Genomic DNA, 26,246 nt, shown 5'->3' with positions numbered 1-26,246 from the left:
CAGCATCAGGCGCTGGGCGAGGCCGGTCTGCTGCTGCTGAACAAGAGCGAGCATCTGAGCGCAGAGGATCGTGCTCGCATCGCCGCAGCATTGCCGCCGCTGCCGTTGCACTGGACCAGCCAGGGCCGCCTCGACCTGGCTGCGCTGCCAGGTTTCGGCGCGCGCGCAGCTGAAGCCGAAGCGGCCGATCTTCCCGCGGCCGCAGCGCCCCTGCCACAGCTGTGGCGCACGCCGGACGAACCCATCTGCCTGATCCAGGATCAGGCCGAAGGCTGGAGCATCGGTTGGCGCTGGCATCCGAGCCAGTGTTTCGACCTGGCGCAGGTGCAGCGCTGGCTGGCCGGCCTGGATTGGCGCCGGGCCAAGGCGGTGCTGCACGGCGCAGACGGCTGGCGCTCGCTCAATGCCCTGCATGGCCAGACCCTCGAGCCATGGCGCGCCAGCGAATGGCGCAAGGACTCGCGCCTGGAGCTGATCTTCGATGCCGCGCAGAACGCCGAGGCCCTGCGCGCCGGCCTGGCGGCCTGCCGCGCGTCATAGGCCCGCGCGGCCGGCCACCCATTCTCCGGTCAGGGATAACCCTGGAACCAGGCGAGGATCTTGCCCGGCGAGCTGGCGAACCACTCGTGACCGCCCAGCGCTTCGGTATGGCGTGCCGTCGGGATGCCCTGGTAGAGCAGGCGGTCGTAATACAGGTCCATGCTCCACCAGGGTACGGTGAGGTCGACGAAGCCGTGCACGAACAGGGTCGGAGGATGGTCGGCCGGCAGTGCCGGCACGCTGCACAGTGGCCCGGAGCAGGTCGCGTAGGAGCCGGACTGGATCGCCAGTGCCTTGAACCGGCCGGGGAAGGACACCGCCATGCGGCTGCTGTTGTAGCCGCCGCTGGAGATGCCGGTGGCGTACTGGCGGCCAGCGTCGAGCGGCCCGAAGTGTCCGGCGGCGATAGCGTTCAACACATTCCCGAGAAAGTCGTAGTCGGTGCTCAGTTCGTAGTTCTGCGCCAGGCCCGGGATATTGGTCTGCCAGAACAGATCGGCCGGGGCGCTCGGGGCGACCACCGCGAAGCCGTTGTCGAGCAGGCGCTGGATCAGCTTGCCTTCGTAGAAGCCGCCGAACGGCATGTTGCCGTAGTAGGTGAAGTCGTTGAGCGGGAAGAACGAGCCCTGATAGATCAGTACCACCGGCCAGCCGGCGGCCGGTGGCGTACCCAGCGGGGTCTGGTAGATCACCTTGCGCTGACCGACCAGGCCGGAGTCGATCCAGGTGGACTGGTAGCTGCAGCTGACCTTGGCCGGTAGCAGCAGGCTCTTGGCGCGTTCAGTGCAGCGCGAGGCGGCCTGGGCCTCGAGAGTGGACAAGGACAGCAACAGCAGGCAGAGACAGGCGGTGCGAAAAAGGGACATGGCGGAATTCTCCGTTGTTTTTATGGGTATCGCGCATCAAATAGAAACAGGAATTCCGATTCCGTCAAGTGTCGCAGGTCCCGCCAATCCTGGCCTGTAGCCGGATAGGGCGGACTTGAGCGCCGCGCTGAGGAGAAAAAATCGAACTGGGGGCTTGCCAGGATGAGACTGCAGTACTAGCTTATTCGGAACCGATGTTCCGATTCCGATAAAAACAACAGCTGGAGGTCATCGTGGCACATCAAGGAAGGGGCCTGGCGGCAGCCGGCCTGGCTTTGCTCGGGGCGTTGCCGTTCGGCGCGGCGCAGGGGTTTCAAACCCGTCATGGCGACTGGGACGTATCGTTGGACACCACACTGTCCTACGGCGTCAGCTATCGCATGGAGGGCCAGGACAGCAAGCTGATTGCCCGCGCCAACGGCGGCAAGGGCGACAACACGGCGCTGATCAACTCCGACGACGGCAACCTCAACTTCAAGAAGGGCGAGTTGTTCTCCGAGGTCGCCAAGGCGGTTTCCGAACTGGACCTGCGTTACCAGGAGCAATACGGCCTGTTCGTTCGCGGTCGCGCCTTCTACGACTTCGAGCTCGAGGACGACGAGCGCCGCCACCGCCAGATCAGCAACGCCGGCCTGGACGAGGCCGGCTCCAGCGTGGACCTGCTCGATGCCTTCGTCTACGGCAGCTGGACAGTCGGCGAGCGCGCACTGAATGCCCGTCTCGGACGGCAGGTGATCAACTGGGGCGAAGGGCTGTTCTACCAGAACGGCATCGGCGCGACCAACCCGGTGGACATCAACGCGCTGCGCGCCCCGGGTTCGGAGATCAAGGAAGCCTATATGCCGACCTTCATGGCCTATGCCTCCTTCGAGCTGCGTGACAACCTCAGCATCGAAGGCTACTGGCAGCCGGGCAAGGCCTGGGAAGCCTCGCGCATCGACCCCTGCGGCACCTACTACTCCACACTCGACGTCCTCGGTGAGGGCTGCAACTACCTGTCGGTGGCGCCGCTGCAGGAGCAGGCCACTGCCCTCGCCGGCAGCTCGCAGGCATTCGACAGCCCGGCCGCCGCGCGGGCCTGGCTCGCCGGCCTGCCGCCCGGGCTGATCAGCACCCTGCTGAATGCCTACGTGCCCACCACCTTCATGCCGCGCGCCCAGGACATCGACGGCGATGACTCGCCGCAGTACGGCGTGGCCCTGCGCTGGTTCGTGCCGCAGCTGAACGACACCGAGCTGGGCTTCTACTACCTGCGTTACAACATGCAGGTGCCGATGATCGGCCTGACCGTCGGCCAGCCGATCGTGCTGCCGGTGGTCGGCCCGTTGCCCGATGCCAGCAGCTCGCGCTACTACGCCGAGTACCTGGAGAAGCGCGACCTGTTCGGGGTCAGCTTCAACACCTCGATCGGCGGCGACAGCATCTTCAACGGCCTGTCGCTGGCCGGCGAGCTGAGCTACCGGCCGAACACGCCGATCGCCCTGGGCCTGGGCGAATACCTGCCGAACGCCCTGCTCAACCCCGACGGCCTGCCGGTTGGCACGCGGCTGGACGGCTACCGCGAGAAGGACATGGTTCAGGCCTCGCTGTCAGCCATCTACAACTTCACCGGGCTGCTCGGCGCCAACTCCGCCACCCTGTTCGGCGAGGTGGTGGCCAGCCGGGTGCAGGGGCTGGAGTCGGACGTCGATTACTACGAGGCCACCAGCAGCGCCTACGGCGCCCAGGCCAGCCTGCAGCTGACCTACAGCAACGTGTTCAACCTGGTCACCCTGGCACCCAGCGCCAGCTACCAGTACAGCATCAACGGCGTGGCTCCCCAGCTTACCAACGGCCTCGACGAGGAGGCACAGAGCTGGTCGCTGGGCCTCGACGCCATCTACAAGGAATCCCTCACCGTAGGCGCCCGTTACGTCGGCTACAGCGGTGGCGGCTTGTCGAACAAGCGCACCGACCGGGATTTCCTCAGCTTCAACGTCAAGTACAGCTTTTGAAGGGGATGCAACGCATGATTCGATCAGGATTTCTGCTGGCGGCCCTGCTGACCAGTTCGTTGGCCCAGGCCCAGGTCGGCGCCGAGCAGGCCGCGCGGCTCGGCCAGGACCTCACCCCGATGGGCGCCGAGCGTGCCGGCAACGCCAGCGGCAGCATTCCCGCCTGGGACGGCGGCCTGGCCCAGGACAGCGGCGCTTTCGATCCGGCACTCGGCTACAGGGACCCCTTCGCCGCCGATCAGCCGCTGTTCACCGTGACCCACGCCAATGCCCAGCAGTACCGCGAGCAGCTCAGCCCCGGCCAACTGGCCATGCTGCAGCGCTACCATGACAGCTGGAAGCTCAAGGTCTACCCGACGCGGCGCTCGGCGTCCTACCCGGACAAGGTATACGCCGCGGTCAAGGCCAACGCCACGACGGCCAAGCTGATCGAGAACGGCAATGGCATTGCCGACTTCCAGCTGGCCACGCCCTTTCCCATTCCCCAATCGGGCCTGGAAGTGCTGTGGAACCACCTGGTGCGCTACCGCGGCGAGAGCGTCAAGCGCTACTACGCCCAGGCCGTGCCGCATGCCAGCGGCGATTACTTCATGACCCGCATCGCGGATCTGTTCCTGTTCAACCAGGACGCCGGCGACCACAGCAAGAACAACGGCAACGTGCTGTTCTACTTCCGCCAGTCGGTGCTGGCGCCGGCGCGCCTGGCCGGCACTGAGCTGCTGGTTCACGAGACCGTCAACCAGGTCAAGGAGCCGCGTCTGGCCTGGCTCTACGCCGCCGGCCAGCGCCGCGTGCGACGTACGCCGAACGTGGCCTACGACTCCCCCGGCACCGCCTCCGAGGGCATGCGCACCACCGACAACTTCGACATGTTCTCCGGTGCGCCGGACAAGTACGACTGGCAACTGATGGGCAAGCGGGAAATGATCGTGCCCTACAACAGCTACCGCCTCGCCGCCCGGAGCAACAAGTACAGCGACATCGTCCAGCGCGGCCACGTCAATCCCGAGCTGCTGCGTTACGAGCTGCACCGCGTCTGGCATGTGCGCGCCACGCTGAAGGCCGGCCAACGCCACCAGTACAAGCAGCGCGACTTCTATTTCGACGAGGACAGCTACCAGATCCTGCTGGTCGATCACTATGACAACCGCGACAACCTCTGGCGTCTCGGTGAGTCCTACACCATCAACTATTACGACCAGCCGCTGGTATGGACCAAGGGCGACGCGATATACGACCTGATCGGTGGCCGTTATGTCATCGGTATTCTATCCAACGAAGAACCGGCGGATCAGTTCGATATTGCCCTGAAACCCACCGATTTCACACCGGCACAACTTAGAAGGGACAGCGTGCGTTAATTATCGGCAACTTTCAGATAATTGCAGATAAGCCGAGAAAGTTCCTCTGGCACAACTTCTCTGGGCGTCGTGCCGAGGCTGCCGACCATGGTGAAGTAGTTCATCCCGGCCAGCAGCATATGGGCGCAGAGATCGGCCGCCCGGGCCGGTTGTGGGTGGCCGAGTTCGGCCGGGTTGGCCAGGGCGATGCGGCAGAAGGTCTGACCGATATGGGCATTGAGCTGATGGAAGCGCTGGCGGAAATGCAGATCTGCCGAGCTGCGCCGGATCAGTGCGCGGAGCAGGCCCTCGCTGCCTTCGAACTGGCGTACCAGGCCCTGGATAAAGGCCGTGACGCGCGCCTGCAAAGGTGTTTCGGCATGTGCCAGCTGATCGGCGAGGGCATCGATGGCGCTGCCGCTCTGCTCGATGAAGCGTTCGTGCACGGCGTACAGCAGCACGTCCTTGTCGCCCAGCAGGCGATAGAAGGTGCCCACCGAGGATTCGGCCAGTTGGGCGATCTGGGAAATGCCGGTGTCTTCGAAGCTGTCGTTGGCGAGCAGCTCGGCGGCGACGTTGAGGAAGCGTTCCAGAGCCTTTTTGCTGCGTGCCTGGGTAGGGCTGGCGATGCTGTACATGATCAATTCTCGAACCGGCACGGGCCGATTCTAGGGGGTTTGGCAAGTCAAGGCAAATAACCACTCGATAATTAGAAAGTTGTCTGGAAAGTTGATGGATTAACGCCCTGTGGATTGATTCGTTTATTGCGAGTCAGGGCACTTTATTGTTTGTCGTTAATGTAAGGAGTCGACCCGTGATGGACTATCTGCATTTACCCTCTGGCCGTATCGCCTATGTTTGCCGCGGCCAGGGCCCTGCGGTTCTGCTGCTGCACGGGCTGGGCTCCTCGTCGCTCGACTGGCAGCCACAGATCGAGCATCTGGCCCGGCACTTTCGGGTCTACGCCCTGGATCTGCGCGGCCATGGCCAGAGCGCGCCATTGCGCGCACCGGTGAGCATGGCCGAGCTGGCGGGGGATGTGGCCGACTTCATCCGCGCCCTGGATATCGAGCCGTGCGTGCTGGTGGGCATTTCCATGGGCGGCATGCTCACCTTTCAGCTGCTCGCCGATCACCCCGAGCTGCTGCGCGCCGCGGCGGTGGTCAACAGCGCGCCGAGCTTTCCCCTCGATAGCTGGAAGATCCGCGCCCAGGTCTGGCTGCGCCTGGTACTGGTACGCGCACTGGGTCTGCCGACGCTGGCGCGGCTGCTGGCCGGCAAGCTGTTTCCCAAGGCCGAGCAGCAGGCGTTGCGCGAGCAACTGATCGAGCGCATCGCCGGCAATGACCGCACCTCCTACCTGCACGCGATGCGTGCCATTCCCGGTTGGAGCGCGCTGCCGCGGGCAGCGCGGGCGGATATCCCGCTGCTGGTAGTAGCTGGTGACCGCGACTACACGCCGTTGGCCTACAAGCGCGCCTATGTCGGCCAGCTGCGCAACGCCCGTCTGGAGGTGATCGAAGACTCCGGCCACGCCACCCCGCTGGACCAGCCGCAGCGCCTCAACCAGCTGCTGCAGGCCTTTATCGCCGAACATTCGCCGCCCGTACCGGCCTGACGCGGCGTCGTCACGTCGCTACACTGGCCGCCGTCATTGGCTGCGGCTGGTCCTTCATGCAACTGCTTCCCTGGTCCCACTCCTGCTCTGCCGGCTTCACCCTGCGCGGCTGGCACAGCCCGCCCTCGGGCAAGCCGCTGCTGCATTTTCTGCACGGCAATGGCTACTGCGGGCGGGTCTACACGCCGATGCTGGCGCTGCTGGCCGAGGACTTCGACCTCTGGCTGTGCGACGTGCAGGGCCATGGCGACAGCGATCACGGTGGTCGTTTCCACGGCTGGAACCGCAGCGCCGAGCTGGCGGTGGAGGCCTTCGAGGCGTTGCGCGCGCCGTTCGGCGAGGTGCCGCGCTTCGCCCTCGGGCACAGCTTCGGCGGCGTACTGACCAGCCTGATCCTGGCTCGCCATCCCGAGCTGTTCCGGCGCGCCGTGCTGCTCGATCCGGTGCTGTTCAGCCCGGCGATGATCGGCGTCATGGCGTTGTCCGACGTGGTCGGCCTGGCCCAGCGCAACACCCTGGCGAGCAAGGCGCGCAAGCGCCGCCGGCAGTGGCCCGATCGTGCCGCCGCCCACGCTGCGCTGCACGGCCGCGGCATGTTCCGTGGCTGGGACGAGGCGGCCTTCGCCGCCTACATCGAACACGCCTTGAAGGACGTGGAGGGCGGCGTCGAGCTCAAGTGCCGGCCGAGCCGCGAGGCCGAGATCTTCGGGTCCTACCCGCGTCGCCTGTGGCCGTCGCTGGCCAAGGTGAGCACCCCGACCGAAGTGATTCACGGCGTGCACACTTATCCCTTCGTCGCCAGGTCGGTGGCGCGCTGGTGTGCGAGCAACGCCCATGTGCGCAGCCAGGTGGTGCCCGGCGGGCATTGCTTCATGCAGGAGCGGCCGGCCGACAGCGCGGCGCAGGCGGCCGATTTTCTGCTGCAGCGGAGCTAGGCGATGCAGGCAGGCCGGGAGGAGGTCTGGCTGGCGCTGGCCGATCTGTGGCTGGACATCGAGCTGGACGAGCCCTGGCTGCGCAGTATCGCCGCGGTGCTGCGCAACAGCGGCCTGGGCCGCGCCGAACTGGAGCGCATCTTCCACTAAGAGGTGGCGCCGCTGGTCTGGCTCAATCACTGGAGCACGGCCGGGGTGTGGAGCGCCTTCGATCGCGACTGGCTGCTCGAGGGCTGTCGGCGCAACCAGCTGCGTGGCGGCTGGCATCGTCTCGTCTGCCGGCTGCTGCGCCGGCCGATGACCTATGGTTGCCGCGCCGAATGGCGGCAGGTGCTGGCGCTGCTCGATGAGGAGCCGCGCTGAGGCCTCAGTCGGCCTTGCGTCGCCAGTCTTCCAGGCGGATCACCTTGTCGCGGCTCTGTACCGAAACCGGCTCGGGCTGTGGCTCCAGCACCGGGTGGGGCTCCAGCTGGATACGCCCCAGCTGTTGGCCGAACATGCTGATCTGCCCGCGCAGGCGCTGCTCGCCGGTAACGGTGAATTCGAAATCGTAGAGGCGCGCCAGGCGCCGGTGGCCGCGGGCATCGCGCTCGATGGCCAGGCGGCGCAGGGCGACGGCGCCATCGAGCAGCTCCACATCGAGCCGGGCGCAGTGCTGCTTGGCCAGTGTCAGGGCGCGTTCGCGAATGCCGTGACCGCGCCACAGCCAGGCGCAGACGGCAGCGAAGAGCATCAGCAGGAAGACATCGAACAGGTTGATCATGGTGACTCCGACGCGGGGAGACAGAGCTTAGCCTATCTGCCAGGCAGTTCTCAGCACCAGGTCTTGCCGTTGACGCCACTCTGCACTAGCGTGCGCGCACTTCACTGGAAAAGGACGTCACCATGCAGTGCCCCGCCTGCCGTACCCCACGTTTGCAACCCACCCAACTCGACGCCGGCCTGCATGGCTACGGCTGCAGCCAGTGCGCCGGCACCCTGGTCGGCCTGCTGCACTACCGTGACTGGGTCGAGCGTCAGCCGGCGACGGACGTCAGCGGCGAGTTCGCCGCCGAAGAGCAGGCCGACGACACCCGTCACGCCCTGAGCTGCCCCAAGTGCGCCAAGCTGATGAGCAAGTACCAGATCAGCGGTACCCGCGCCAATCGCCTCGACCTCTGCGGCAGCTGTGACGAGGCCTGGCTGGACAACGGCGAATGGCAACTGCTCAAGGCGCTGGAGCTGAGCCACAAGGTGCCGGCGATCTTCACCGACGCCTGGCAGCGTCAGGTGCGCCAGCAGGCCAGCGAAGAGGCGCGTCGCGAGCGCTTCACCCGTATCGCCGGCGCAGATGCCATCGCCCGCGCCGACGAAGTCCGCGCCTGGCTCAAGGATCATCCGCAGCGCCGCGAGCTGCTGTTCTACATCGGTCACGACTGAGCGGGCGCTCCCGGCTTCAGGTAGTGCGGGTGCACGCCGGCAGATATGCCGGCGGGTCGTATCCGCCCTGCGCCCCTCAGGCCTTCTCCTCGCTCAGGGCCTGATAGCGCTGCTGCAGCTCGGCGCGGATCTGCCGGCGCTGCTCGGCCTGGCGCTGACGGCGCAGGCCATCGGGAGTGTCCGGGTGCAGTTCCGGTACCGGCGCCGGGCGGCCGTGTTCGTCCATCGCCACCATGGTGAAGAAGCAGCTGTTGGTGTGGCGCACCGAGCGTTCGCGGATGTTCTCGGTGATCACCTTGATGCCGACCTCCATCGAGGTGCGCCCGCAGTAGTTCACCGAGGCCAGGAAGGTGACCATCTCGCCGACGTGCACCGGCTCGCGGAAGATCACCTGGTCCACCGACAGGGTCACCACGTAGCGCCCGGCATAGCGGCTGGCGCAGGCGTAGGCGACCTCGTCGAGGTATTTGAGCAGGGTGCCGCCGTGGACATTGCCGGAGAAATTGGCCATGTCCGGTGTCATCAGTACGGTCATCGTCAGTTGCGCGGTTCCGGCTTCCATCGCTGCTCCGAAAATCAAGTGAGGTGGCTAAGAGTAGGCCTGCGATGCAAGAAGCCCGCAATCTCGGCGTAAGATCAACACTTCCCTGTTGCAAGGATGCCATCCATGTCCATTCGCTCGAAACTTTCCGCTCTGCTGCTTCTGGTCGCGACCACGGCGCAGGCTGACGCTGACTGCACCAGCGCGGCGCAGTGCAATCAGCTTGGCAGCGCGGCCTATCAGGCCGGCCGTTATGCGCAGGCCATCGAGGCGTTCGAACGTCAGGTACGACGTGTCGAGGAGGGGGATACGGCACAACTGGAGCTGGCCCTGAACAACCTGATCCTCACCCATCTGCGTGCTGGGGACCCTGGCATGGCGCGCGCCTGGCTGGGCGTGGCGCTGGACAACCACCTCAGCGGCCCGTCGACCCGCCTGCACCTGGGCAAGGTGGCGGCCGCGCTGGATTATCCGGCACTGGGCGCCAGCCCGGTCGGGCGCTACCTGCGCTATGGCGGCCAGGCGGTGTGGAGCGAACTGCAGATCAGTGCCCAGCCTGGCGGTGGCTATCGGGCCAGCTTCTCGCCCCTGCGGGCGGGCGCGCGGGTCGAGGAGTACGGCCCGGCGGCCATCGGCGAGCTGGAGGGCAAGCTGGTCGGCGACGGCATACAGATGACGCTGGAGGATGCCGGCCTGGGCGCCGATTGTGCGGTGCAGCTGCTGCGTGAAGGCATCGAGCTGCGCGTGCTCGAGGTGTTTGGCGATGGCTGTCAGGACTATGGCGGCATGGGCATCAGCGTGGCGGGCCGCTACCTCAAGGTCGCCACGCAGGTGCGGCCTTGAAGCTGCGGCGCAGCGTGTGGCTGGCGGGCGCCTTTCTCGGGCTGGCGCTCCTGGCCGCTGCCGGTGCCTGGCTGCGCGACGAGGCGCCGACAGCCGAAGTGCGCAACTGGCTAACGCAGGTGCAGGGCGGGGCCCGGCAAAGCGCCGCCTACCTGTACCTGGCCGGGCTGGATGCGCCTGCCGAGCAGGCGCCGCAGCAGCTGGGAGCGTTGCGTCTGGCCGCCTATCAGGACTGGCTGACGCAGCGGGCCGCGGACCAGCCGCCGCCGGCAACCAGGGACGTGCTGCCCCTGCCGGAGGGGGACCTGCTCTGCCCGATCGAGACGCCGGGCTGCTTCGCCCGCGTGCTCGCCGCCGCCGGGCAGTTGCAGGCATTCGATGATGCCCATGGCCTGCTGCGTCAGCGCTATGAGCAGTTTCTCGCACTGGACGATTACCGCACCCTGCACGGGGCGGACATCAGCGCGCCGACGCTGCCGCTTGCCTATCTGCTCAAGGGGCAGCAGCTGTTCGATCTGCACGTTCTGCACGTCGCGCAGCAGGGCGACGGCCAGGCGGCGGGGCAGCTGCTGGCAACCGAACTGCGCGGGCTGCGCCAGCACCTGCGGCGTGCCGACAACCTGATCGTGAAGATCAGCCTGGCGCGCCTGGTGGAGCGCAACCTGCAGTGGCAGGCGCTGCTCTACCGCCACGGCCTGCTGCCGGCGGTCGGCGAGAGCGCGCCCGTCGAGCTGGCCGAGCGCTCGTTGCTGCAACCCCTGCAGCACGAGTTCGCCGGTGTGGCGCAGATGTTCGCCGGGCTGCGCGACGATCCGCAGGCAGACTGGGGCGAGCGCCTGCAACTCCGGTTGTGGTTCAAGCCGCAGATGACCATCAACGCCGCCTTGCCGCCCTATCTGCGGGTGGCCGAGTTGTCGCAGCTGGAGCCGGACGCCTTCGTCGAGGCGCTGCCGCACGCGGCGCCGATGAAGCCGAGCATCGGCTGGCGCAACCGTGTCGGCGATATCCTGCTGAGCATCGGCGGGCCGGATCTGCGCCTCTATGCCGCGCGCCTGCAGGATCTTGAGGCCCGGCGACGGCTGTTGCTGCTGGTCGGCGCGCTGCCGCCCGGCCCGCTGGAGGCGGCGAAGCTGGAGGCACTGGCGGGCCTGGACAATCCCTACTTCCCCGGGCAGCCGGCCGTGCTCGACGAGCAGGGCCGCCTGTGCTTCGTCGGGCCGCGTCTGCAGGAAGACCCCTGCCTGCTGCTCTGAGCGCGGCTCAGGCGTGGCTCAGGTACCAGCGCCAGTCCTGCTCGCCGACCTCGCCCATGAACTGGCGATACTCGGCCCACTTGATCGCCAGGAACACCTTGAGGAACTCCTCGCCCAGCGCCTCGCGCGCCCAGCTCGAACCTTCCAGGCTGCGCAGGGCGGTCAGCCAGTCGGTGGGCAGGGTTTCGCGGGCCTGCTCGTAGCCGTTGCCGACGATGGCCGTGCCGGGGTCGATCTGCTCGCGGATGCCCTTGTGGATACCGGCCAGGATCGCCGCTGCGGCCAGATAGGGGTTGGCGTCGGCGCCGCAGATGCGATGTTCGACGTGACGGCTCATGGCCGGCCCGCCCGGCACGCGGAAGGACACGGTGCGGTTGTTCACCCCCCAGCTCTTGGCCAGCGGCGCGTAGCTGTTGGCCTGGAAGCGGCGGAAGGAGTTGGCGTTGGGGCAGAAGATCGCCAGGGCGTCGTCGAGGGTGGCCATCATCCCGCCGATCGCATATTTCAACAGCGGCGTGCCCTGCGGGTCTTCCGAGGCCATCAGGTTATTGCCGTCGGCGTCGGCCAGCGACACGTGCATATGCAGGCCGCTGCCGGCCTGGTCGCCGAACGGCTTGGCCATGAAGCAGGCCTGCAGCCCGTGCTTGTTCGCCACGCCCTTGACCAGACGCTTGTAGCGCACGCCTTCGTCCACCGCCTGCAAGGCGTCGAAGCGGTGTTCCAGGGTCAGCTCGAGCTGGCCGGGGGCGTATTCGGAAATCGCCGTGCGCACTGGCAGGCCCTGGGCTTCGCAGGCGGCGTAGAGATCGTCGAGAAACGGCTGCACCTGCTCCAGCTCGTACACGCCGTAGACCTGCGGCGCCTGCGGGCGTACGCCATTCATCTGCACGGCGGGCTGCGGCCAGCCATTGGCGTCGCGCTGTTTGTCCAGCAGGTAGAACTCCAGCTCCACCGCCATCACCGGGTGATAGCCGTCGGCCTTGAGCGCGTCGATGGTGCGCGCCAGCACGTGGCGCGGATCGCCGGGCGTGGCGGGCAGGCCTTGGGTCGGGTGCATGCTCACCTGCACCTGGCCGGTGGGCACTGCGCGCCAGGGTTGCAGGCACAGCGAGCCGGGCAGGGGATAGGTCCAGCAGTCGGCGTCGGCCACTTCCCAGACCAGGCCGCTCTCCTCGACGTCCTCGCCCTGAATGGTCAGCGAGAGGATGGAGCTGGGCAGTGGCCGGCCGTTCTCGTACATGGCCAGCAGCTCGTCGCGATGCAGCAGCTTGCCGCGCGGGATGCCATTGGCGTCGATCAGCATCAGCTCGATGCTGCGCACCTCGGGGTGCTTGGCGAGGAAATCGCGGGCTTCCTGGGGATGGGCGAATTGCATGGTGCGGTCTCTAGTAGGGTGCGCCGTGCGCACCAAAAGGGGAACGGTGCGCACGGCCCAGGATTTTTCGGGACTATTCGCGGGCGCCGGGAATGGCCAGCAGCTCGCTCAGGCCCTGATCCAGGGTGGCGATCAGCTTGTCCACATCTTCGGCCGTGGTGCTTGGGCAGCACAGGGTCATATTGTGGAACGGGGTGATCAGGATGCCGCGGTTGATCAGGTACAGGTGCAGGGCCATCTGCAGCTCGTCATGGAACGCCGCCTCGGCCTCGGCGCCGGTGCGCGGCGGGGTGGCGCAGAACTGGAATTCGCAGCGCGCGCCCAGTTCGGTCACCGACCATTTCAGCTCGTGCTTGCCGATCAGCCGGCGGAAGCCTTCGGCCAGGCGTGCGGCCAGCGGCAGCATATGGTCGTAGGCCGCCTGGGTCATCACCTGCTCCAGGTTGGCGCGCATGCAGTGCATGGCCAGGGCGTTGGCCGACAGGGTGGTGCCCATGCCGCTGTGGCCGTGACCGTGGCTGTCTTCGCTGGCGCGCTGGCGCGCCTTGGTCATGGCGCCTGCCATCTCTGCGCTGCAACCGAAGATGCCGCACGGCACGCCACCGGCGATGGGCTTGCCGACCACGAAGAAGTCCGGGTCGAGGTTCCACAGCCTGGTGCAGCCGCCGATATCGGTGGAGATGGTGTGGGTTTCGTCGATGATCAGCAGGCTGCCGTACTGGCGCGTCAGCTCGCGGCATTTCTGCATGAAGCCCGGATCGGGCAGCACCATGCCGATGTTGGTCATCGCCGGCTCGCAGAGCAGGGCGCAGACGTCGCCTTGGGCCAGCGCCGCTTCCAGCGCTGCGACATCGTTGAAGGGAATGGCGCGGCTGTGCTCGGTCAGGTCGTAGGCCTGGCCGACCAGGCCCGAGCGGTGCACGGTCTCGCCGTCTCTATGGCGCACCATCACGTCGTCGACGGTGCCGTGGTAGCAGCCGTCGAACACCAGCAGGGTCTTGCGCTGTGTGATGGCGCGCGCCCAGCGCAGCACATAGCGATTCGAGTCGGTTGCCGTGGCGGTCACCTGCCAGTACGGCAGACCGAAGCGCCGGGCCAGCAGCTCGCCGCAGACCACGGCGTCCTCGCCGGGCAGCATGGTGGTCAGGCCGTTATTGGCCTGCTCGGCGAGGGCGCGGGCCACCGGGTCCGGCGAGTGGCCGAACATGGTGCCGGTGTCGCCCAGGCAGAAGTCGATGTACTCGTGACCGTCCACGTCGAAGAAGCGTGCGCCCTTGGCGCGTTCGACGAACAGCGGCACCGGCGTCGACCAGTCGGCCATCCAGTGCATCGGTACGCCGCCGTACAGCGAGTGGCGGGCGCGCTCGGCCAGGGCCACGGACTTAGGATTGCGCTCGAGAAAGCGCGCGCGCTCCCGGGCGACGAAAGTTTCCACGGCGCTTGGGCTGATACCGCTGGCAGTCATGTTGAACACCTCGTTCGAATTTCCACACATGGTATTTTGTGATCACAAAAATGGCAAGTTATCCCGTAAGCGTTGATTTGAGGTAGCATCGGCCTGATTATGTGATCACAAATAGCATTGACGCTTATCGATTGGAGAACACCATGCGCAACTGCCTGCTGACCCTGAGCCAGCTTCCTGCTCCGCCACGAGGACGCTGACAGCATGAGCGACAATCTGCAGGAGCAGCTTTATCAACGTATTCGCGAGGGTCTGCTGGCCGGACGCTTTCAACCGGGGCAGGCCCTGAAGATCCGCGACCTCGCCGCGCAGTGGGGCACCAGCCCGATGCCGGTGCGCGCGGCGCTGCAGCGGCTGGTGGCCGAGGGCGCGCTGGAGGGCGAGCAGCAGCGCTCGGTGCGCGTGCCGGCGATGACGCGCGAGCGCTACGAACATATCTTCCAGGTACGCCTGGGCCTGGAAGGCCTGGCGGTGGAGCTGGCCACGCCACGCCTGAGCCGCGACGACCTGGCCCTGCTGCGCGACTGCGTGCAGCGTATGGAAGTGGCCATCGAACAGCGTCAGGTGCAGGACTACCTGAGTGCCAACAGCCAGTTCCATCTGCAGCTGTATGGCGCCTGCGGCAACCCGGTGCTGGTGCGTTCGATCGAGTCGCTGTGGCTGCAGATCGGGCCGTTCTTCAACCGCCTGTTCACCGGCGCCGACCTGTCGCTACGGCTCAACGACTTCCACGAAGAGGCCTTCGCCGCCATCGAGGCTGGCGACGCCAAGGCCGCGCGGCAGGCCATGGAACAGGACCTGATCTACTTCGCGCGCTTTTTGCTCAACCTGCTGGCGCTGGAGCAGGGCGAGGGATGAGGCGGTGCGCCGTAGCCTGGGTACAAGCCGGCGCAGAAGGACGATAGATGACGTACCGGACACCCGCGGCGGGTGCGCCGTGCCCCGGCCCTGCGCAACGCCGTAGGGTGCGCCGCGCGCACCGCGCATGCTGCTGGATTGCGCGAGGCGGGTGCGCATGGCGCCCCCTACGGCGAAGGCGGGCTCAGCTCTCCAGCCAGACGTCGCGGCACCAGTGCCAGACCGAGTCCCAGCTCTCGTCGGTGAGCTCGCCCTCGTCGCCGTCCCACAGCCACACCTGGCCCTCGACGTCCACTGCGTAGTAGTCGCGGCCGTCCTGGCACAGCGGCACCAGGTCGCGCGGCAGGCCCAGGCTCCAGGCTTCGGCGGCGACTTCCGGCAGGTAGGTGTGCGAATGCGGATCGCTGGCGGTCACCGGCTCCAGGCGGCCATAGACCACGTCGCTGACCTTGAGCAGGAACTCGCGCAGCTCGAAGGGCAGGTGGATGAGGATCTGCTCCTGAATCTCCACCAGGGTTTCCTCGTCCGGCAGCTCCAGCGGTACCGGGACGGGCTCGTTGAGTTCGCGCAGCTGTTCGATGACTTCTTCCACGGCGTCGGCTCCTCATCATGGGGGATCGGCTTTATACAGTAGCCGGCTGGCAGAATGAAAACATGTCGCCATCACCCCATAATGGCGCTTTTGCGGAGTTCTCCAATGTCGTCTGTCACCTGGCACTGCCTGCATCACCGCGAACTCGATGCCGCCACGCTCTACGAGCTGCTGGCGCTGCGCACCCAGGTGTTCGTGGTCGAGCAGAAATGCCCCTATCTGGAAACCGATGGGCAGGACTTGGTCGGCGATACCTGCCACCTGCTGGCGCGTGAGGGGAATGCGCTGGTGGGCTATCTGCGCCTGCTCGATCCGCAGCGCATGGGCGGCGAGGTGGTCATCGGCCGGGTGGTGATTGCCGAGCAGGCGCGTGGCACCGGCCTGGGCCACAGGCTGATGGAGCAGGCCCTGGCCGAGTGCAGCCAGCGCTGGCCGGGCGTGGCGGTGTATCTGTCGGCGCAGGCGCACCTGCAGGGCTATTACGGGCGTTATGGCTTCGCGGCGGTGACCGAGGTCTACCTGGAGGACGACATCCCGCATATCGGCATGCGCCGCAGCTGAAACGCTGGCCTCGGCTGCAAATGAAAAAACCCGGGCTAGCCCGGGTTTTTTATGGGTACCGCGCGATCAGTTCTGGCGGATGCCGGCAATCAGCCAGGGCTGGTTGTCGCCCTGGGCGCGCTCCAGGCGCCAGCTTTCGCTGAACGGCTCGCCCTGGTCGAAGCGCGAGGTCTTCGACACGCCGCTGAAGGTCAGGGTGGCGATGGTCTTCTCGGCGTTGTCGTCGACGCCATCGAGCTGGACCTGAAGCTCGTCGATGTAGGTGGACTGGAAGCCGTCACCCAGTTCGGCGCGCTCGCGCTTGAGGAATTCCAGCAGCTGCGGGGTGACGAATTCGGCGATCTTGTCCATCTCGTCGGCGTCCCAGTGCTGCTGCAGGTTCATGAAGTGCTCACGACCGGCGGCGATGAAGTTCTGCTCGTTGAACCAGGCCGGGGCGTTGATCACCGGAGCGGCCGAGGCCAGGCGCGCGCCGAAGATATTGCTACCGGCTGCCGGAGCGTTGCTGGCGTTCGGCATTTCACGCTGGTACGGCGCGCCGGCGGTGGCCGCTTGCGGCTGCTGCTGGGCGCGACGGGCGGCGAGGAAGCGGAAGAGCAGGAAGGCGATCAGGCCGAAGATCAGAAAGTCCATGATCTGCAGGCCTTCGAAGCCGTCACCCATGAACATCGCGGCCAGCAGGCCGCCGGCGGCCAGACCGGCCAGCGGGCCGAGCCAGCGCGAAGCGCCGCTGGCGGCAGCGGCAGGTTGCTGACGGCCAGGGGCCGGGGCTGCCTGTTGAGCTGGCGGAGTGGCCTGACGGGTCTGGTGGCTGGGGGCGGAGCCGAAGGACTTGCCACCGCCGAAACGCTTGGCGTGGGCTTCGAAGCTGAAGGTCAGCGCCAGGCACAGGACCATGGCGATACTGAGGAAACGCTGCATCAGGGTCTTCTCTCTGAAGTAAGTGCGTGGGCGGCATCTTGCCCGCCGTAGCCGGCAATGGCCAGTGACAGAATGTTTCCGGCTTTTGCCCGCCGAGCGTGGAGGGTAAGGGGCGCCGTGCGTACCGCGGGCCGCTGACATGGAAACCTGGTGCGCACGGCGCACCCTATGGCAGCCCGGATTTCACGGGCGCCGCAGCAGCATGGTCAGCGGGCCGCAGCGCAGCTGGCGGCGCAGGAAGGCGCGAAACTCGGCCGCGTCTTCCTCGGGATGGCGCAGCCAGTGCACGAAGCTGCGCAGGTAGGCGCCGGTGAGCAGGCTTTCCTCGGCGATGCGGCACAGGTGCTGGGTTTGTCGCCCGGCCGCTTCGCGCCACCATTGCACGGTGCGGCTGACGCGCATCAGGCCGAGTATCTGCAGGTGGATGTGCCCGGGTTCGAGCTTGTACAGCAGCATCTGCCCGGTGACCGAACGGTGCGCGGCCAGGCTGTCGAGCCAGGCCAGCAGGCAGATTTCCAGGCGCTGCTCGGCGTTCAGTGGCGCCAGATCGGCCTGGCGGGCACGGGCCAGCATGGCCTGGTCGGCGCGGTCGAACCAGGTTTCGACCAGGGCATCCTTGTCGCGGTAATGGCGGGCGATATCGTCCAGGCCAATGTCGAGCGCGGCGGCCACTTCGAACAGGTGCAGACGCTCCCAGCCGCAGACGTCGGCCAGTTGCAGGGCGGTATCGAGGATCTGGGCGGGGTCGGTCGGCTTTTTCTTCATCCCTGAAGTATGGCCGCCGGCGCTTGAGCTGGCGTCTGGAACGACAAACGGAGCCTTCAGCGGCCGGGGCGTGCGGCGCACCCTCCGTGGTGAGGCTGCCACGGGTAGGGTGCGCCATGCGCACCGCCGGCGCCAATCGCCGTGCTCAGCGCCAGTCGTAAAGCTCCTTTTCCGACAGCGCGTGCATCGAGGTGGCCAGCGCCTGGAAGGCCTGCATCGAGGCCCAGATACGCCCGTTGAGCTCGCTCTGCGCGGCCAGCTCGCCGAGCACCTGTTCGGTCTCGCGTTGCATGGCCTGCAGCACCTCGTCGGGGAAGCGCTTGAGCAGCGTGCCGCTCTTCTTCAGCTCGTCCAGGGCCAGGGCATTGTGGAACACGTAGTCGTCCATCATGTCCTGGGTCGCCGCACGTGCCGCTTCGGTGACGATGGCCTGCAGGTCGGCCGGCAGCGCGTCGAATGCCTTCTGGTTGATCAGCAGTTCGAGCACCGACTGCGGCTCCTGCCAGCCCGGGTAGTAGTAGTACTTGGCCGCCTTCTGCAGGCCGAAGGCCAGGTCGTTGTAGGGGCTGACCCAGTCGGTGGCATCGATGGCGCCGGTCTGCAGCGCGGTGAAGATCTCGCCCCCCGGCATCACCACGGTGGTCGCGCCCAGGCGGCTCCACACTTCACCGCCAAGGCCCGGCATGCGGATCTTCAGGCCCTTGATGTCAGCCAGGCTGTTGATTTCCTTGTTGAACCAGCCGCCCATCTGCATGGTGCTGTTGCCGGCGGTCAACGGCTTGAGGCCGAATGGCGCGTAGGCTTCGTCCCACAGCGCCTGGCCACCGCCCTTGCTCAGCCAGGCATTCATTTCCTGGGTGGACAGGCCGAAGGGCACCGCACCGAAGAACTGCGCGGCCGGCACCTTGCCCTTCCAGTAATAGGGTGTGCCGTGGCCGAGTTCGGCCGTGCCGCGCGACACCGCATCGAACACTTCCAGCGCCGGTACCAGCTCGCCGGCGGCGTAGACCTTGATGGTCAGGCGCCCGGCGCTCATGGCGTTGACGCGCTCGGCCAGGCGTTCGGCCGCGGTGCCGGTGCCAGGCGCGTTCTTCGGCCAGGTGGTGACCATCTTCCAATGGAAGGTCTGGGCGGGCGCGGCGGTCTGGTCGGCCGGCGCGGAGTCGTCCTTGCAGCCGATCAGGACGAAGGTGAGCAGGGGCAGTAGAAGCAGCGAACGAAGACGCATCGGCAGTTATCCCTAAGAAAAACGGGGCTTTTCGGCCCCGTTCAGTTGGCTCATCGCCAGTTGTACAGCTCTTTCTCGGTCAGCGACTGCATGGCGCTGGCCTCTTCGAGAAAGGCCTTCTGCGAGGCCCAGATGCGGCCGTTGAGGTCGTTTTCCGCGGCCAGGGACTCGAGCACCACGCCGGACTGCTCGCGCATGGCCTGCAGCACTTCGTCCGGCAGACGCTTGAACTGCACGCCTTCGCTCTTCAGGCTTTGCAGCGCCTTGGCGTTGTTGAACACGTAGTCGTTCATCATGTCCAGGGTGGCGGCGCGCGCAGCCTCGACGACGATGGCCTGCAGATCGGCCGGCAGCGCGTCGAAGGCCTTCTGGTTGACCATGGATTCGACCACGGCCTGCGGCTCCTGCCAGCCCGGGAAGTAGTAGTACTTGGCTGCCTTGTGCAGGCCGAAGGCCAGGTCGTTGTAGGGGCCGACCCAGTCGGTTGCATCGATGGCGCCGGTCTGCAGGGAGGTGAAGATCTCACCGCCGGGCAGGTTGACGGTGATCGCGCCGAGCTTGCTCCAGACTTCGCCGCCAAGGCCCGGCATGCGGATCTTCAGGCCCTTGATGTCGGCCAGGCTGTTGATTTCCTTGTTGAACCAGCCGCCCATCTGCATGGTGGTGTTGCCCGCCGACAGCGGTTTCACGCCGTAGGGGGCATAGGTTTCGTCCCACAGCGCCTGACCGCCGCCGTGGCTAAGCCAGGCGTTCATTTCCAGGGTGGAGAAGCCGAACGGCACGCTGCTGAAGAACTGCGCGGCCGGGACCTTGCCCTTCCAGTAGTACGGGGTGCCGTGGCCCATCTCGGCGGTGCCGCGGGAGACGGCGTCGAACACTTCCAGCGCCGGCACCAGCTCACCGGCGGCATAGACCTTGACGGTCAGACGCCCGGCGCTCATGGCGTTGATACGCTCGGCCAGGCGCTCGGCAGCGGTGCCCAGGCCGGGGAAGTTCTTCGGCCAGGAAGTGACCATCTTCCAATGGAAGGTTTCTGCCGGTTTGGCGGCGGCTTGCTCGCTACCGGCCTTGTCGTCCTTGCAGCCAACCAGGCCGATGGCGGCGAACAGCGCCAGAGCGGCGCCGAACAGATTGCGGCGATTCATCGATTCTCTCCAGATACGGTGTGCTAACAGGCTTCCAGCTTGGCGTACGCCAACATCAGCCACTTGCTGCCTTCGTTTTCAAAATTCACCTGCACCCGTGCCTGGGCGCCGGCACCCTCGAAGTTGAGAATGGTGCCCTCGCCGAACAGGCTGTGGCGTACCCGCTGACCCAGGTTGAAGGGTGTCTGCGGCACGGCGCTGCCGGCGAACAGGCTGCCACCGCTCATCGAGCTGGTGCTCACCGGACGGCTGACGCTGTTGCTCAGACGCACTTCCTGAATCAGCGGTGCGGGGATTTCGCGGACGAAGCGCGACACCTTGTTGTAGGTCTCGCTACCGTAGAGACGCCGGGTTTCGGCGTAGCTGATCACCAGCTTCTGCATGGCACGGGTAATGCCGACATAGGCCAGGCGGCGTTCTTCTTCCAGTCGGCCCGGTTCTTCCAGGCTCATCTTGTGCGGGAACAGACCCTCCTCCATGCCAACCAGGAACACCAGGGGGAATTCCAGGCCCTTGGCGCTGTGCAGGGTCATCAGTTGAATGCTGTCCTCGTTCTCGGCGGCCTGGGTGTCCCCGGCCTCCAGCGAGGCGTGGGTGAGGAAGGCCTGCAGCGGGGTCAGCTCGTCGTCTTCGTCGTTCTCGAAGGCGCGCGCGGCGCTGACCAGTTCCTCCAGGTTCTCCACCCGTGCCTGGCCCTTCTCGCCCTTTTCCGCCTCGTGGTAGGCGAGCAGGCCGCTCTGCTCGATGACCACCTGGGTCATCTGGTGCAGGGGCATGGCCATGACCTTCTCGGCCAGACCTTCGATCAGCTCGATGAAGCCGCCCAGCGCGCCGGCGGCACGGCCGGGCAGCGCCTTGACGGCGAGCATGCGGCGGATCGCCTCCCACATGGAGAGGTCCTGGGCGCGGGCGAACTCGCGGATGCTCTCGACCGTCTTCTCGCCGATGCCGCGTGCCGGTACGTTGACGATGCGCTCCAGCGCCGCGTCGTTGCCGCGCCCGTCGAGCAGGCGCAGATAGGCCATGGCGTTCTTGATCTCGGCGCGCTCGAAGAAGCGCTGGCCGCCGTAGATGCGGTAGGGAATGCGCTCGCGCAGCAGCGCCTCTTCCAGCACCCGCGACTGGGCGTTGGAGCGATACAGAATGGCGATCTCGCTGCGCTTGAGGCCGTCCTTGCGCAGGGCGTCCTCGATGCTCTCGACCACGTAGCGCGCTTCGTCGTGTTCGTTGAAGGCGGCGTACAGGGCCAGCGGCTCGCCGTCGCCGCCGTCGGTCCACAGCTCCTTGCCGAGGCGCCCGTTGTTGTTGGCGATCAGCGCGTTGGCAGCTTTCAGGATGCCGGCGGTGGAGCGGTAGTTCTGCTCCAGGCGGATCAGCTGGGTGTCGGGGAAGTCGCTGGAGAACTGCTGGATGTTCTCGATGCGCGCGCCGCGCCAGCCGTAGATCGACTGGTCGTCGTCGCCCACCACCATCAGGCTGTCGCCGCCCTTGGCCAGCAGGCGCAGCCAGGCGTACTGCACGGCGTTGGTGTCCTGGAACTCGTCCACCAGGATATGGCGGAAACGCCGCTGGTAATGTTCGAGCAGGCCCGGCTTGTCACGCCACAGGTCGAGGGCGCGCAGCAGCAGCTCGGAGAAGTCGATCACCCCGGTGCGTGCGCAGGCCGCCTCGTAGGCCTCGTAGATGCCGCGCATGGTGGCCAGGAACAGGTCACCGCCGGCCTGGATGTGCTGGGGTCTGAACCCCTCATCTTTCTGCCCGTTGATGAACCACTGCGCCTGCTTGGCCGGCCAGCGCTGTTCGTCCAGGCCCAGTTCGCGGATCACCCGCTTGATCAGGCGCTGCTGATCGTCGGAGTCGAGAATCTGGAAGTTCTCGGCCAGCCCGGCCTCCTGCCAGTGCGCGCGCAGCAGGCGATGGGCCAGGCCGTGGAAGGTGCCGACCCACATGCCGGCCGGGTTGTGGCCGAGCATCTGCTCGATGCGGTGGCGCATCTCGGCGGCGGCCTTGTTGGTAAAGGTCACCGACAGGATCGAGTGAGGCGAGGCGCCCATCGCCTGGATCAGGAAGGCGATTCGGTGCACCAGCACGCGGGTCTTGCCCGAGCCGGCGCCGGCCAGCACCAGCTGGCGGCCGAGCGGGGCGGCCACGGCCTGGACCTGGGCGTCGTTGAGCGAAGCGAGGAGGAGTTCGGGGTCGTTTTGCATCGCGGCATTCTAGGGGGCGCGGCAGGGGAGGGCAAACCGTCGGCCAGGTGAGGGGAAACTGGCTGGTCGCAACCGACGACCGGCAGGTCAGAGCGCCGATCTGCGTGGCCAGGCGGCCAATGGCCAGCATGGCCGGCCGGTACCCGCCGAAAGTTGGGCGTCAATCTGTGAAATTGCCCACATCTTGGTTGGGCAGCGCGTCTGTCTCGGGTATTCTCCGGCGACGTCAGGGCTTTGGCCACGCTCCGTGGCCCGCGACCGCAGCGCCGCAGACCCTTAGGCAACCATTACAAGAAAAGCGCCTATGACCGCCACCACCAGCGCCGTAGTACACGAGGTGACGCCGGACCCGCATCAGGCCGAACGCCAGTTCGCCGCGGACATCGCCGTCGAGCGCACCCGTCTGCTCTATCAGGGCTCGCGCCTGCCCACCCTGTTGATGTTGCTGGTCGGCCTGGCCTGCAGCCTGCTGCTGTGGCGCGAGGGCAGCGCGCCGCTGCTTGCCGGCTGGCTGGCCTGGGTGCTGTTGCTGGTGCTGCTGCGCCTGACTCAGGTGAACGCCTTCAATGCGGCGCTGCCCAGTCGCCAGGTCGAATCCTATTGGCGGCGCAACTTTCTCTTCGGCGCCGGCGCTTCGGGGCTGACCCTGGCCTTCGCGGTGATCGTGCTGGTGCCGCCGGACGTGTTCTATCAGCAGGCCCTGGTCTATGGCCTGATCGCCGCGGCGATCCTCTCGGCCAGCGTTGCCTATGCCGTCAGCCTGTCGGCCTTTCTCACCTTCGCCCTGCCCTGTCTGTTGCCCTCGGCAGCCTTTCTGCTGCTCAGTGACAACAGCCTGCAGCGCGGCTGGGGGCTGCTCAGCGTCATCCTCTTTCTCGCCCTGCTGGTGGTGGCCTGGCAGGTCAACCGTCTGGTGCAGCGCAGCCTGCTGCAGCGCTTTCACAACCAGGCGCTGATCGCCAACCTGGAACATGCCAAGCAGCGTGCCGAAGGCCTCAACGAGGAGCTGGCGCGCGAGGTGGAGCAGCGCCGCCGGGCTGAGCGTGAGCTGCGCGGCGCCCATGGCGAACTGGAGATGCGCGTGGCCGAGCGCACCCTGGAGCTGGACGAGGCGACCCATGCCCTGGGCAAGAGCCAGGCGCGCCTGGCCCTGGCGCTGGAGGCCAGCGAGCTGGGGCTGTGGGACTGGGACCTGGAGAGCGACCAGGTGCACCATTCGCACCTGCGCGAACTGTTCGGCCTGGAGCCGGAGCAGGTTCAGGTGATGCTGCGCGACCTGACCCCGCGCCTGCATCCAGATGACCTGCCGCGCCTGCGCCGGGCGCTGGTGGAGCACATGAAGGGGCGCAGCGAGGACTATCAGATCGAATACCGCGTGCGCCACGTCGACGGCCACTGGGTCTGGGTCGAGGACCGTGGCCGCGCGGTCGAGCGCGATGCCGCCGGCCGCGTGCGACGCATGCTCGGCACCCGCCGCGACGTCAGCGCGCGGCGCCAGCAGGAGCAGGAACAGCGCCTGGCGGCGACGGTGTTCGAGGCCGCCAGCGAGGGCATCTTCATTCTCGACCCCGACTACCGCGTGCTGGCGGTCAACCGCGCGTTCAGTGCGGTGACCGGCTACAGCCGCGAGGAAGTGGTGGGGCGCACGGTGACCAGCCTGATCGGCAGCCGCGAGATGCGCAGGCAGTACCAGATGATCCGCCAGGAGCTGGACGGCAGCGGCAGCTGGCAGGGCGAGCTGATCGAGACGCGCAAGAGCGGCGAACTCTACCCGCAGTGGCTGCAGCTGAACCTGGTGCGCGATGCCAGCGGGCGGCCCAGCCATATCGTCGGCTTCTTCGCCGACCTGACCGCGCGGCGCGAGGCCGAGGAGCGCCTGCGCTACCTGTCGCATTACGACGAACTCACCGGCCTGGCCAACCGCAGCCTGTTCAAGGAGCGCCTGCACGAGGCCAGCCAGCGCGCCCGGCAGAGCGGGCGCAGCATCGCCCTGGTGCATATCGACCTGGACCGCTTCAAGCTGCTCAACGACAGCCTCGGCCATGAGGTGGCCGACCAGCTGCTGCGCCAGATGAGCCGCCGCCTGACTCAGGCAGTGCCCGAGGCCGACTGCATCGCGCGGCTGTCGGGCGACGAATTCGCCATCCTTCTCGATGCCTACGGCAGCCTTTCCAGCCTGGCGCGGGTGGCCAGCCGGCTGCTGGCCAAGCTGCGACTACCGATGGACGTCGGCGGCCACGAGCTGGTGGTCAGCGCCTCGCTTGGCATCAGCCTGCTGCCGGACTATGCGCGCGAGATCGGCGCGCTGATCAGCCAGGCCAACATGGCCGTGCAGCATGCCAAGCACCTGGGCGGCAACACCTTCCAGTTCTTCACCGACAACCTGCAGGCCTGCACTCTGGAGCGCCTGCAACTGGAAAACCAGTTGCGCAAGGCCATCGAGGAAGGCCAGCTGGAGGTGTTCTACCAGCCCAAGCTGAACCTCGCCGACGACCAGCTCAATGCCGCCGAAGCCCTGGTGCGCTGGCGCCATCCGCAGCAGGGGCTGGTGGCGCCGGGCGAGTTCATCGGCCTGGCCGAGGAAACCGGGCTGATCGCGCCGATCGGCGAGTTCGTCCTGCGCCAGGCCTGCCGCCAGGCGCGCCAGTGGCAGCAGCAGGGGCTGGCGGAGATCCGCGTATCGGTGAACATCTCGGTGTATCAGCTGCGCCAGGGCAACCTCACCAGCCTGGTGCGCCAGGTGCTGGAAGAAACCGGCCTGGCCCCGCAGTACCTGGAGCTGGAGTTGACCGAGAGCCAGCTGCTGGACAACGTCGACAGCGTCGTCGTCACCTTCCGCCAACTGCGCGAGCTGGGGGTGAAGCTGGCCATCGACGATTTCGGCACCGGCTACAGCTCGCTCAGCTACCTCAAGCGTTTCCCGGTGCACTACGTGAAGATCGACCAGACCTTCATCCGCGACCTGTCGCCGGGCGGCGAGGATGCGGCGATCACCCGCGCCATCATCGCCATGGCGCACAGCCTGGAGTTGAAGGTGGTGGCCGAGGGCGTGGAAACCCAGGCGCAGATGGATTTTCTCAAGAGTCAGAACTGCGACGAGATCCAGGGCTACCTGATCAGCCGGCCGGTGGAGGCCGCGGCCTTCGCCGAGCTGTTGCGTGCGCAGCGCGATGATCCGCTGGACTGAGCGGCGTTTCCTCTCTACTCAGGGCGATCCGCGATGAGCCGGCGTGACCGGCGCAAAGATGGCTGTGCCATCACGGCCACTACGGGATGCTGCAGGCCTCGGTCACGACAAGGAGTATCCGATGGCCAAAGCCCCATCCCTGAGCATGGCCCAGCGCCTGTTGCTGGCCTCGCAAAGCATGGCGCCCGTGGCGGTGAAGGCGGCGCTGGTGCAGCGGCTCGGCGCCGAGCAGGCCGCGCAGCTGTCGCCGCACATGGCGCCGGTGCAACTGCGCGAGCTGATTCTCGAGCTGCCCATCGCGTTCCTTGCCCAGGTCACCACCCATCTCGACCCACGCCTGATCCTCGACACCTACCTGGCCCTGCCGGATGAGCTGCATCTGCAGGTGGCGCGCCGGCTGTGCGTGATCGGCGCCTTCGCCACCGCTGCGCGCTACGCCGAATGCCTGTCGCCCAGGCAGGTGAAGGTGCTGATCTATGGCATCAACGATGCCGACCACGTGCTGCAGATCGCCCGGCATATCGTCGATATCGAGCTGATCGTGCAGAGCCTGCGCAGCTTTTCCACCGGTTACCTGTGCAGGCTCACCGAGG

Annotated in this window: 26 protein-coding genes; 14 read left to right on the top strand and 12 right to left on the bottom strand. The window is 66.7% G+C overall.

Translation table 11 applies throughout. The annotated features are described in order from the left end of the window. Nucleotides 1-540: GTP-binding protein (locus N7333_RS18510; RefSeq protein ID WP_279859201.1), on the top strand; the 540-nt coding region annotated here is incomplete at its 5' end. A 29-nt stretch (nucleotides 541-569) separates the two neighbouring features. Here N7333_RS18510 and N7333_RS18505 read toward each other — a convergent pair. Next, the gene (locus N7333_RS18505) at nucleotides 570-1,406 is read right to left on the bottom strand and encodes an alpha/beta hydrolase-fold protein (RefSeq protein ID WP_129483704.1); all 837 of its coding nucleotides are present in this window, start codon (nucleotides 1,404-1,406) and stop codon (nucleotides 570-572) included. Nucleotides 1,407-1,639: 233 nt separating this feature from the next. On the opposite strand from N7333_RS18505, the gene N7333_RS18500 reads away from it, so the two are divergent. Both N7333_RS18500 and N7333_RS18495 read left to right on the top strand, forming a co-directional pair. Then, nucleotides 1,640-3,400: a DUF1302 domain-containing protein gene (locus tag N7333_RS18500; RefSeq protein WP_177491272.1), complete on the top strand. Its 1,761-nt coding sequence runs from the start codon at nucleotides 1,640-1,642 to the stop codon at nucleotides 3,398-3,400. A 14-nt stretch (nucleotides 3,401-3,414) separates the two neighbouring features. Then, nucleotides 3,415-4,761 carry a DUF1329 domain-containing protein gene (locus N7333_RS18495; protein ID WP_129483702.1) on the top strand — a complete coding sequence of 449 codons (1,347 nt, stop codon included), beginning with the start codon at nucleotides 3,415-3,417 and terminating at the stop codon, nucleotides 4,759-4,761. Here the strand turns inward: N7333_RS18495 and N7333_RS18490 are convergent. Beyond that, nucleotides 4,758-5,378 carry a TetR/AcrR family transcriptional regulator gene (locus N7333_RS18490; RefSeq protein WP_003241246.1) on the bottom strand — a complete coding sequence of 207 codons (621 nt, stop codon included), beginning with the start codon at nucleotides 5,376-5,378 and terminating at the stop codon, nucleotides 4,758-4,760. The two genes, N7333_RS18495 and N7333_RS18490, sit on opposite strands and share 4 nt — an antisense overlap. A gap of 179 nt (nucleotides 5,379-5,557) precedes the next feature. Here N7333_RS18490 and N7333_RS18485 point away from each other — a divergent pair, with 179 nt between their 5' ends. The 4 genes from N7333_RS18485 to N7333_RS18470 are packed head-to-tail and all read left to right on the top strand — an operon-like array spanning nucleotide 5,558 to nucleotide 7,656. After that, complete coding sequence (locus tag N7333_RS18485) at nucleotides 5,558-6,358, top strand: alpha/beta hydrolase (protein ID WP_129483701.1); 801 nt, start codon at nucleotides 5,558-5,560, stop codon at nucleotides 6,356-6,358. A gap of 56 nt (nucleotides 6,359-6,414) precedes the next feature. Then, the gene (locus tag N7333_RS18480) at nucleotides 6,415-7,293 is read left to right on the top strand and encodes an alpha/beta hydrolase (protein ID WP_129483700.1); all 879 of its coding nucleotides are present in this window, start codon (nucleotides 6,415-6,417) and stop codon (nucleotides 7,291-7,293) included. Between the two features lie 3 nt (nucleotides 7,294-7,296). Beyond that, nucleotides 7,297-7,443 carry a hypothetical protein gene (locus N7333_RS18475; protein WP_252576707.1) on the top strand — a complete coding sequence of 49 codons (147 nt, stop codon included), beginning with the start codon at nucleotides 7,297-7,299 and terminating at the stop codon, nucleotides 7,441-7,443. Nucleotides 7,444-7,446: 3 nt separating this feature from the next. Then, complete coding sequence (locus N7333_RS18470) at nucleotides 7,447-7,656, top strand: hypothetical protein (protein WP_252576706.1); 210 nt, start codon at nucleotides 7,447-7,449, stop codon at nucleotides 7,654-7,656. 4 nt (nucleotides 7,657-7,660) lie between these two features. Here the strand turns inward: N7333_RS18470 and N7333_RS18465 are convergent, their stop codons facing one another. Beyond that, nucleotides 7,661-8,056 (bottom strand): DUF3301 domain-containing protein, encoded by a 396-nt coding sequence (locus tag N7333_RS18465; protein ID WP_003241240.1) that lies wholly within the window; start codon nucleotides 8,054-8,056, stop codon nucleotides 7,661-7,663. Nucleotides 8,057-8,178: 122 nt separating this feature from the next. On the opposite strand from N7333_RS18465, the gene N7333_RS18460 reads away from it, so the two are divergent. After that, nucleotides 8,179-8,712, top strand: coding sequence for a zf-TFIIB domain-containing protein (locus N7333_RS18460; protein ID WP_096825138.1), 534 nt, complete (start codon nucleotides 8,179-8,181; stop codon nucleotides 8,710-8,712). Nucleotides 8,713-8,788: 76 nt separating this feature from the next. Here the strand turns inward: N7333_RS18460 and N7333_RS18455 are convergent, their stop codons facing one another. Further along, nucleotides 8,789-9,274 carry an acyl-CoA thioesterase gene (locus tag N7333_RS18455; RefSeq protein ID WP_003241237.1) on the bottom strand — a complete coding sequence of 162 codons (486 nt, stop codon included), beginning with the start codon at nucleotides 9,272-9,274 and terminating at the stop codon, nucleotides 8,789-8,791. A gap of 105 nt (nucleotides 9,275-9,379) precedes the next feature. On the opposite strand from N7333_RS18455, the gene N7333_RS18450 reads away from it, so the two are divergent. Both N7333_RS18450 and N7333_RS18445 read left to right on the top strand, forming a co-directional pair. Further along, nucleotides 9,380-10,096, top strand: a complete 717-nt coding sequence (locus N7333_RS18450) for a tetratricopeptide repeat protein (protein ID WP_129483699.1) — start codon at nucleotides 9,380-9,382, stop codon at nucleotides 10,094-10,096. Continuing rightward, nucleotides 10,093-11,349: a hypothetical protein gene (locus N7333_RS18445; RefSeq protein ID WP_129483698.1), complete on the top strand. Its 1,257-nt coding sequence runs from the start codon at nucleotides 10,093-10,095 to the stop codon at nucleotides 11,347-11,349. The genes N7333_RS18450 and N7333_RS18445 overlap by 4 nt, the downstream gene beginning before the upstream one ends. Nucleotides 11,350-11,356: 7 nt before the next feature. On the opposite strand, the gene N7333_RS18440 is transcribed toward N7333_RS18445, so the two are convergent. Both N7333_RS18440 and N7333_RS18435 read right to left on the bottom strand, forming a co-directional pair. Beyond that, nucleotides 11,357-12,724: a glutamine synthetase family protein gene (locus N7333_RS18440; RefSeq protein WP_129483697.1), complete on the bottom strand. Its 1,368-nt coding sequence runs from the start codon at nucleotides 12,722-12,724 to the stop codon at nucleotides 11,357-11,359. A gap of 73 nt (nucleotides 12,725-12,797) precedes the next feature. After that, complete coding sequence (locus N7333_RS18435; protein ID WP_129483696.1) at nucleotides 12,798-14,189, bottom strand: aspartate aminotransferase family protein; 1,392 nt, start codon at nucleotides 14,187-14,189, stop codon at nucleotides 12,798-12,800. Between the two features lie 204 nt (nucleotides 14,190-14,393). Between N7333_RS18435 and N7333_RS18430 the strand changes: the two genes are divergently transcribed. Then, nucleotides 14,394-15,047 (top strand): GntR family transcriptional regulator, encoded by a 654-nt coding sequence (locus N7333_RS18430; RefSeq protein WP_003241228.1) that lies wholly within the window; start codon nucleotides 14,394-14,396, stop codon nucleotides 15,045-15,047. 184 nt (nucleotides 15,048-15,231) lie between these two features. Here the strand turns inward: N7333_RS18430 and N7333_RS18425 are convergent, their stop codons facing one another. After that, nucleotides 15,232-15,639: an SMI1/KNR4 family protein gene (locus N7333_RS18425; RefSeq protein ID WP_003241226.1), complete on the bottom strand. Its 408-nt coding sequence runs from the start codon at nucleotides 15,637-15,639 to the stop codon at nucleotides 15,232-15,234. A 105-nt stretch (nucleotides 15,640-15,744) separates the two neighbouring features. Here N7333_RS18425 and N7333_RS18420 point away from each other — a divergent pair, with 105 nt between their 5' ends. After that, on the top strand, nucleotides 15,745-16,200 hold the full coding sequence (locus tag N7333_RS18420) for a GNAT family N-acetyltransferase (RefSeq protein ID WP_129483695.1): 456 nt from the start codon (nucleotides 15,745-15,747) through the stop codon (nucleotides 16,198-16,200). A 66-nt stretch (nucleotides 16,201-16,266) separates the two neighbouring features. On the opposite strand, the gene N7333_RS18415 is transcribed toward N7333_RS18420, so the two are convergent. The 5 genes from N7333_RS18415 to uvrD all read right to left on the bottom strand — a co-directional run bounded on the left by N7333_RS18415 (nucleotide 16,267) and on the right by uvrD (nucleotide 22,466). Then, on the bottom strand, nucleotides 16,267-17,121 hold the full coding sequence (locus N7333_RS18415; RefSeq protein ID WP_129483694.1) for a hypothetical protein: 855 nt from the start codon (nucleotides 17,119-17,121) through the stop codon (nucleotides 16,267-16,269). A 183-nt stretch (nucleotides 17,122-17,304) separates the two neighbouring features. After that, entirely contained in the window at nucleotides 17,305-17,886 is a 582-nt protein-coding gene (locus tag N7333_RS18410; protein WP_129483693.1) for a TetR/AcrR family transcriptional regulator, read from the bottom strand. 145 nt (nucleotides 17,887-18,031) lie between these two features. Continuing rightward, a complete protein-coding gene (locus tag N7333_RS18405; RefSeq protein WP_279859199.1) occupies nucleotides 18,032-19,114 on the bottom strand; it encodes a TRAP transporter substrate-binding protein in 1,083 nt (360 codons plus the stop codon). Nucleotides 19,115-19,164: 50 nt separating this feature from the next. Then, nucleotides 19,165-20,259, bottom strand: a complete 1,095-nt coding sequence (locus N7333_RS18400) for a TRAP transporter substrate-binding protein (protein WP_003241217.1) — start codon at nucleotides 20,257-20,259, stop codon at nucleotides 19,165-19,167. A gap of 23 nt (nucleotides 20,260-20,282) precedes the next feature. Beyond that, nucleotides 20,283-22,466 (bottom strand): DNA helicase II, encoded by a 2,184-nt coding sequence (uvrD, locus tag N7333_RS18395; RefSeq protein ID WP_195882480.1) that lies wholly within the window; start codon nucleotides 22,464-22,466, stop codon nucleotides 20,283-20,285. A 304-nt stretch (nucleotides 22,467-22,770) separates the two neighbouring features. Here uvrD and N7333_RS18390 point away from each other — a divergent pair, with 304 nt between their 5' ends. Next, complete coding sequence (locus N7333_RS18390; RefSeq protein WP_003241214.1) at nucleotides 22,771-25,653, top strand: EAL domain-containing protein; 2,883 nt, start codon at nucleotides 22,771-22,773, stop codon at nucleotides 25,651-25,653. Nucleotides 25,654-25,774: 121 nt separating this feature from the next. Continuing rightward, a partial coding sequence (locus tag N7333_RS18385; RefSeq protein WP_279859198.1) for a hypothetical protein occupies nucleotides 25,775-26,246 on the top strand: 472 nt, incomplete at its 3' end.

Source organism: Pseudomonas sp. GD04158 (genome assembly GCF_029834875.1).
Classification (GTDB): Bacteria; Pseudomonadota; Gammaproteobacteria; order Pseudomonadales; family Pseudomonadaceae; genus Aquipseudomonas; species Aquipseudomonas hydrolytica.
Note: the sequence above shows the minus strand (reverse complement) of the source record. Positions and strands in the feature narration are given on the sequence as shown.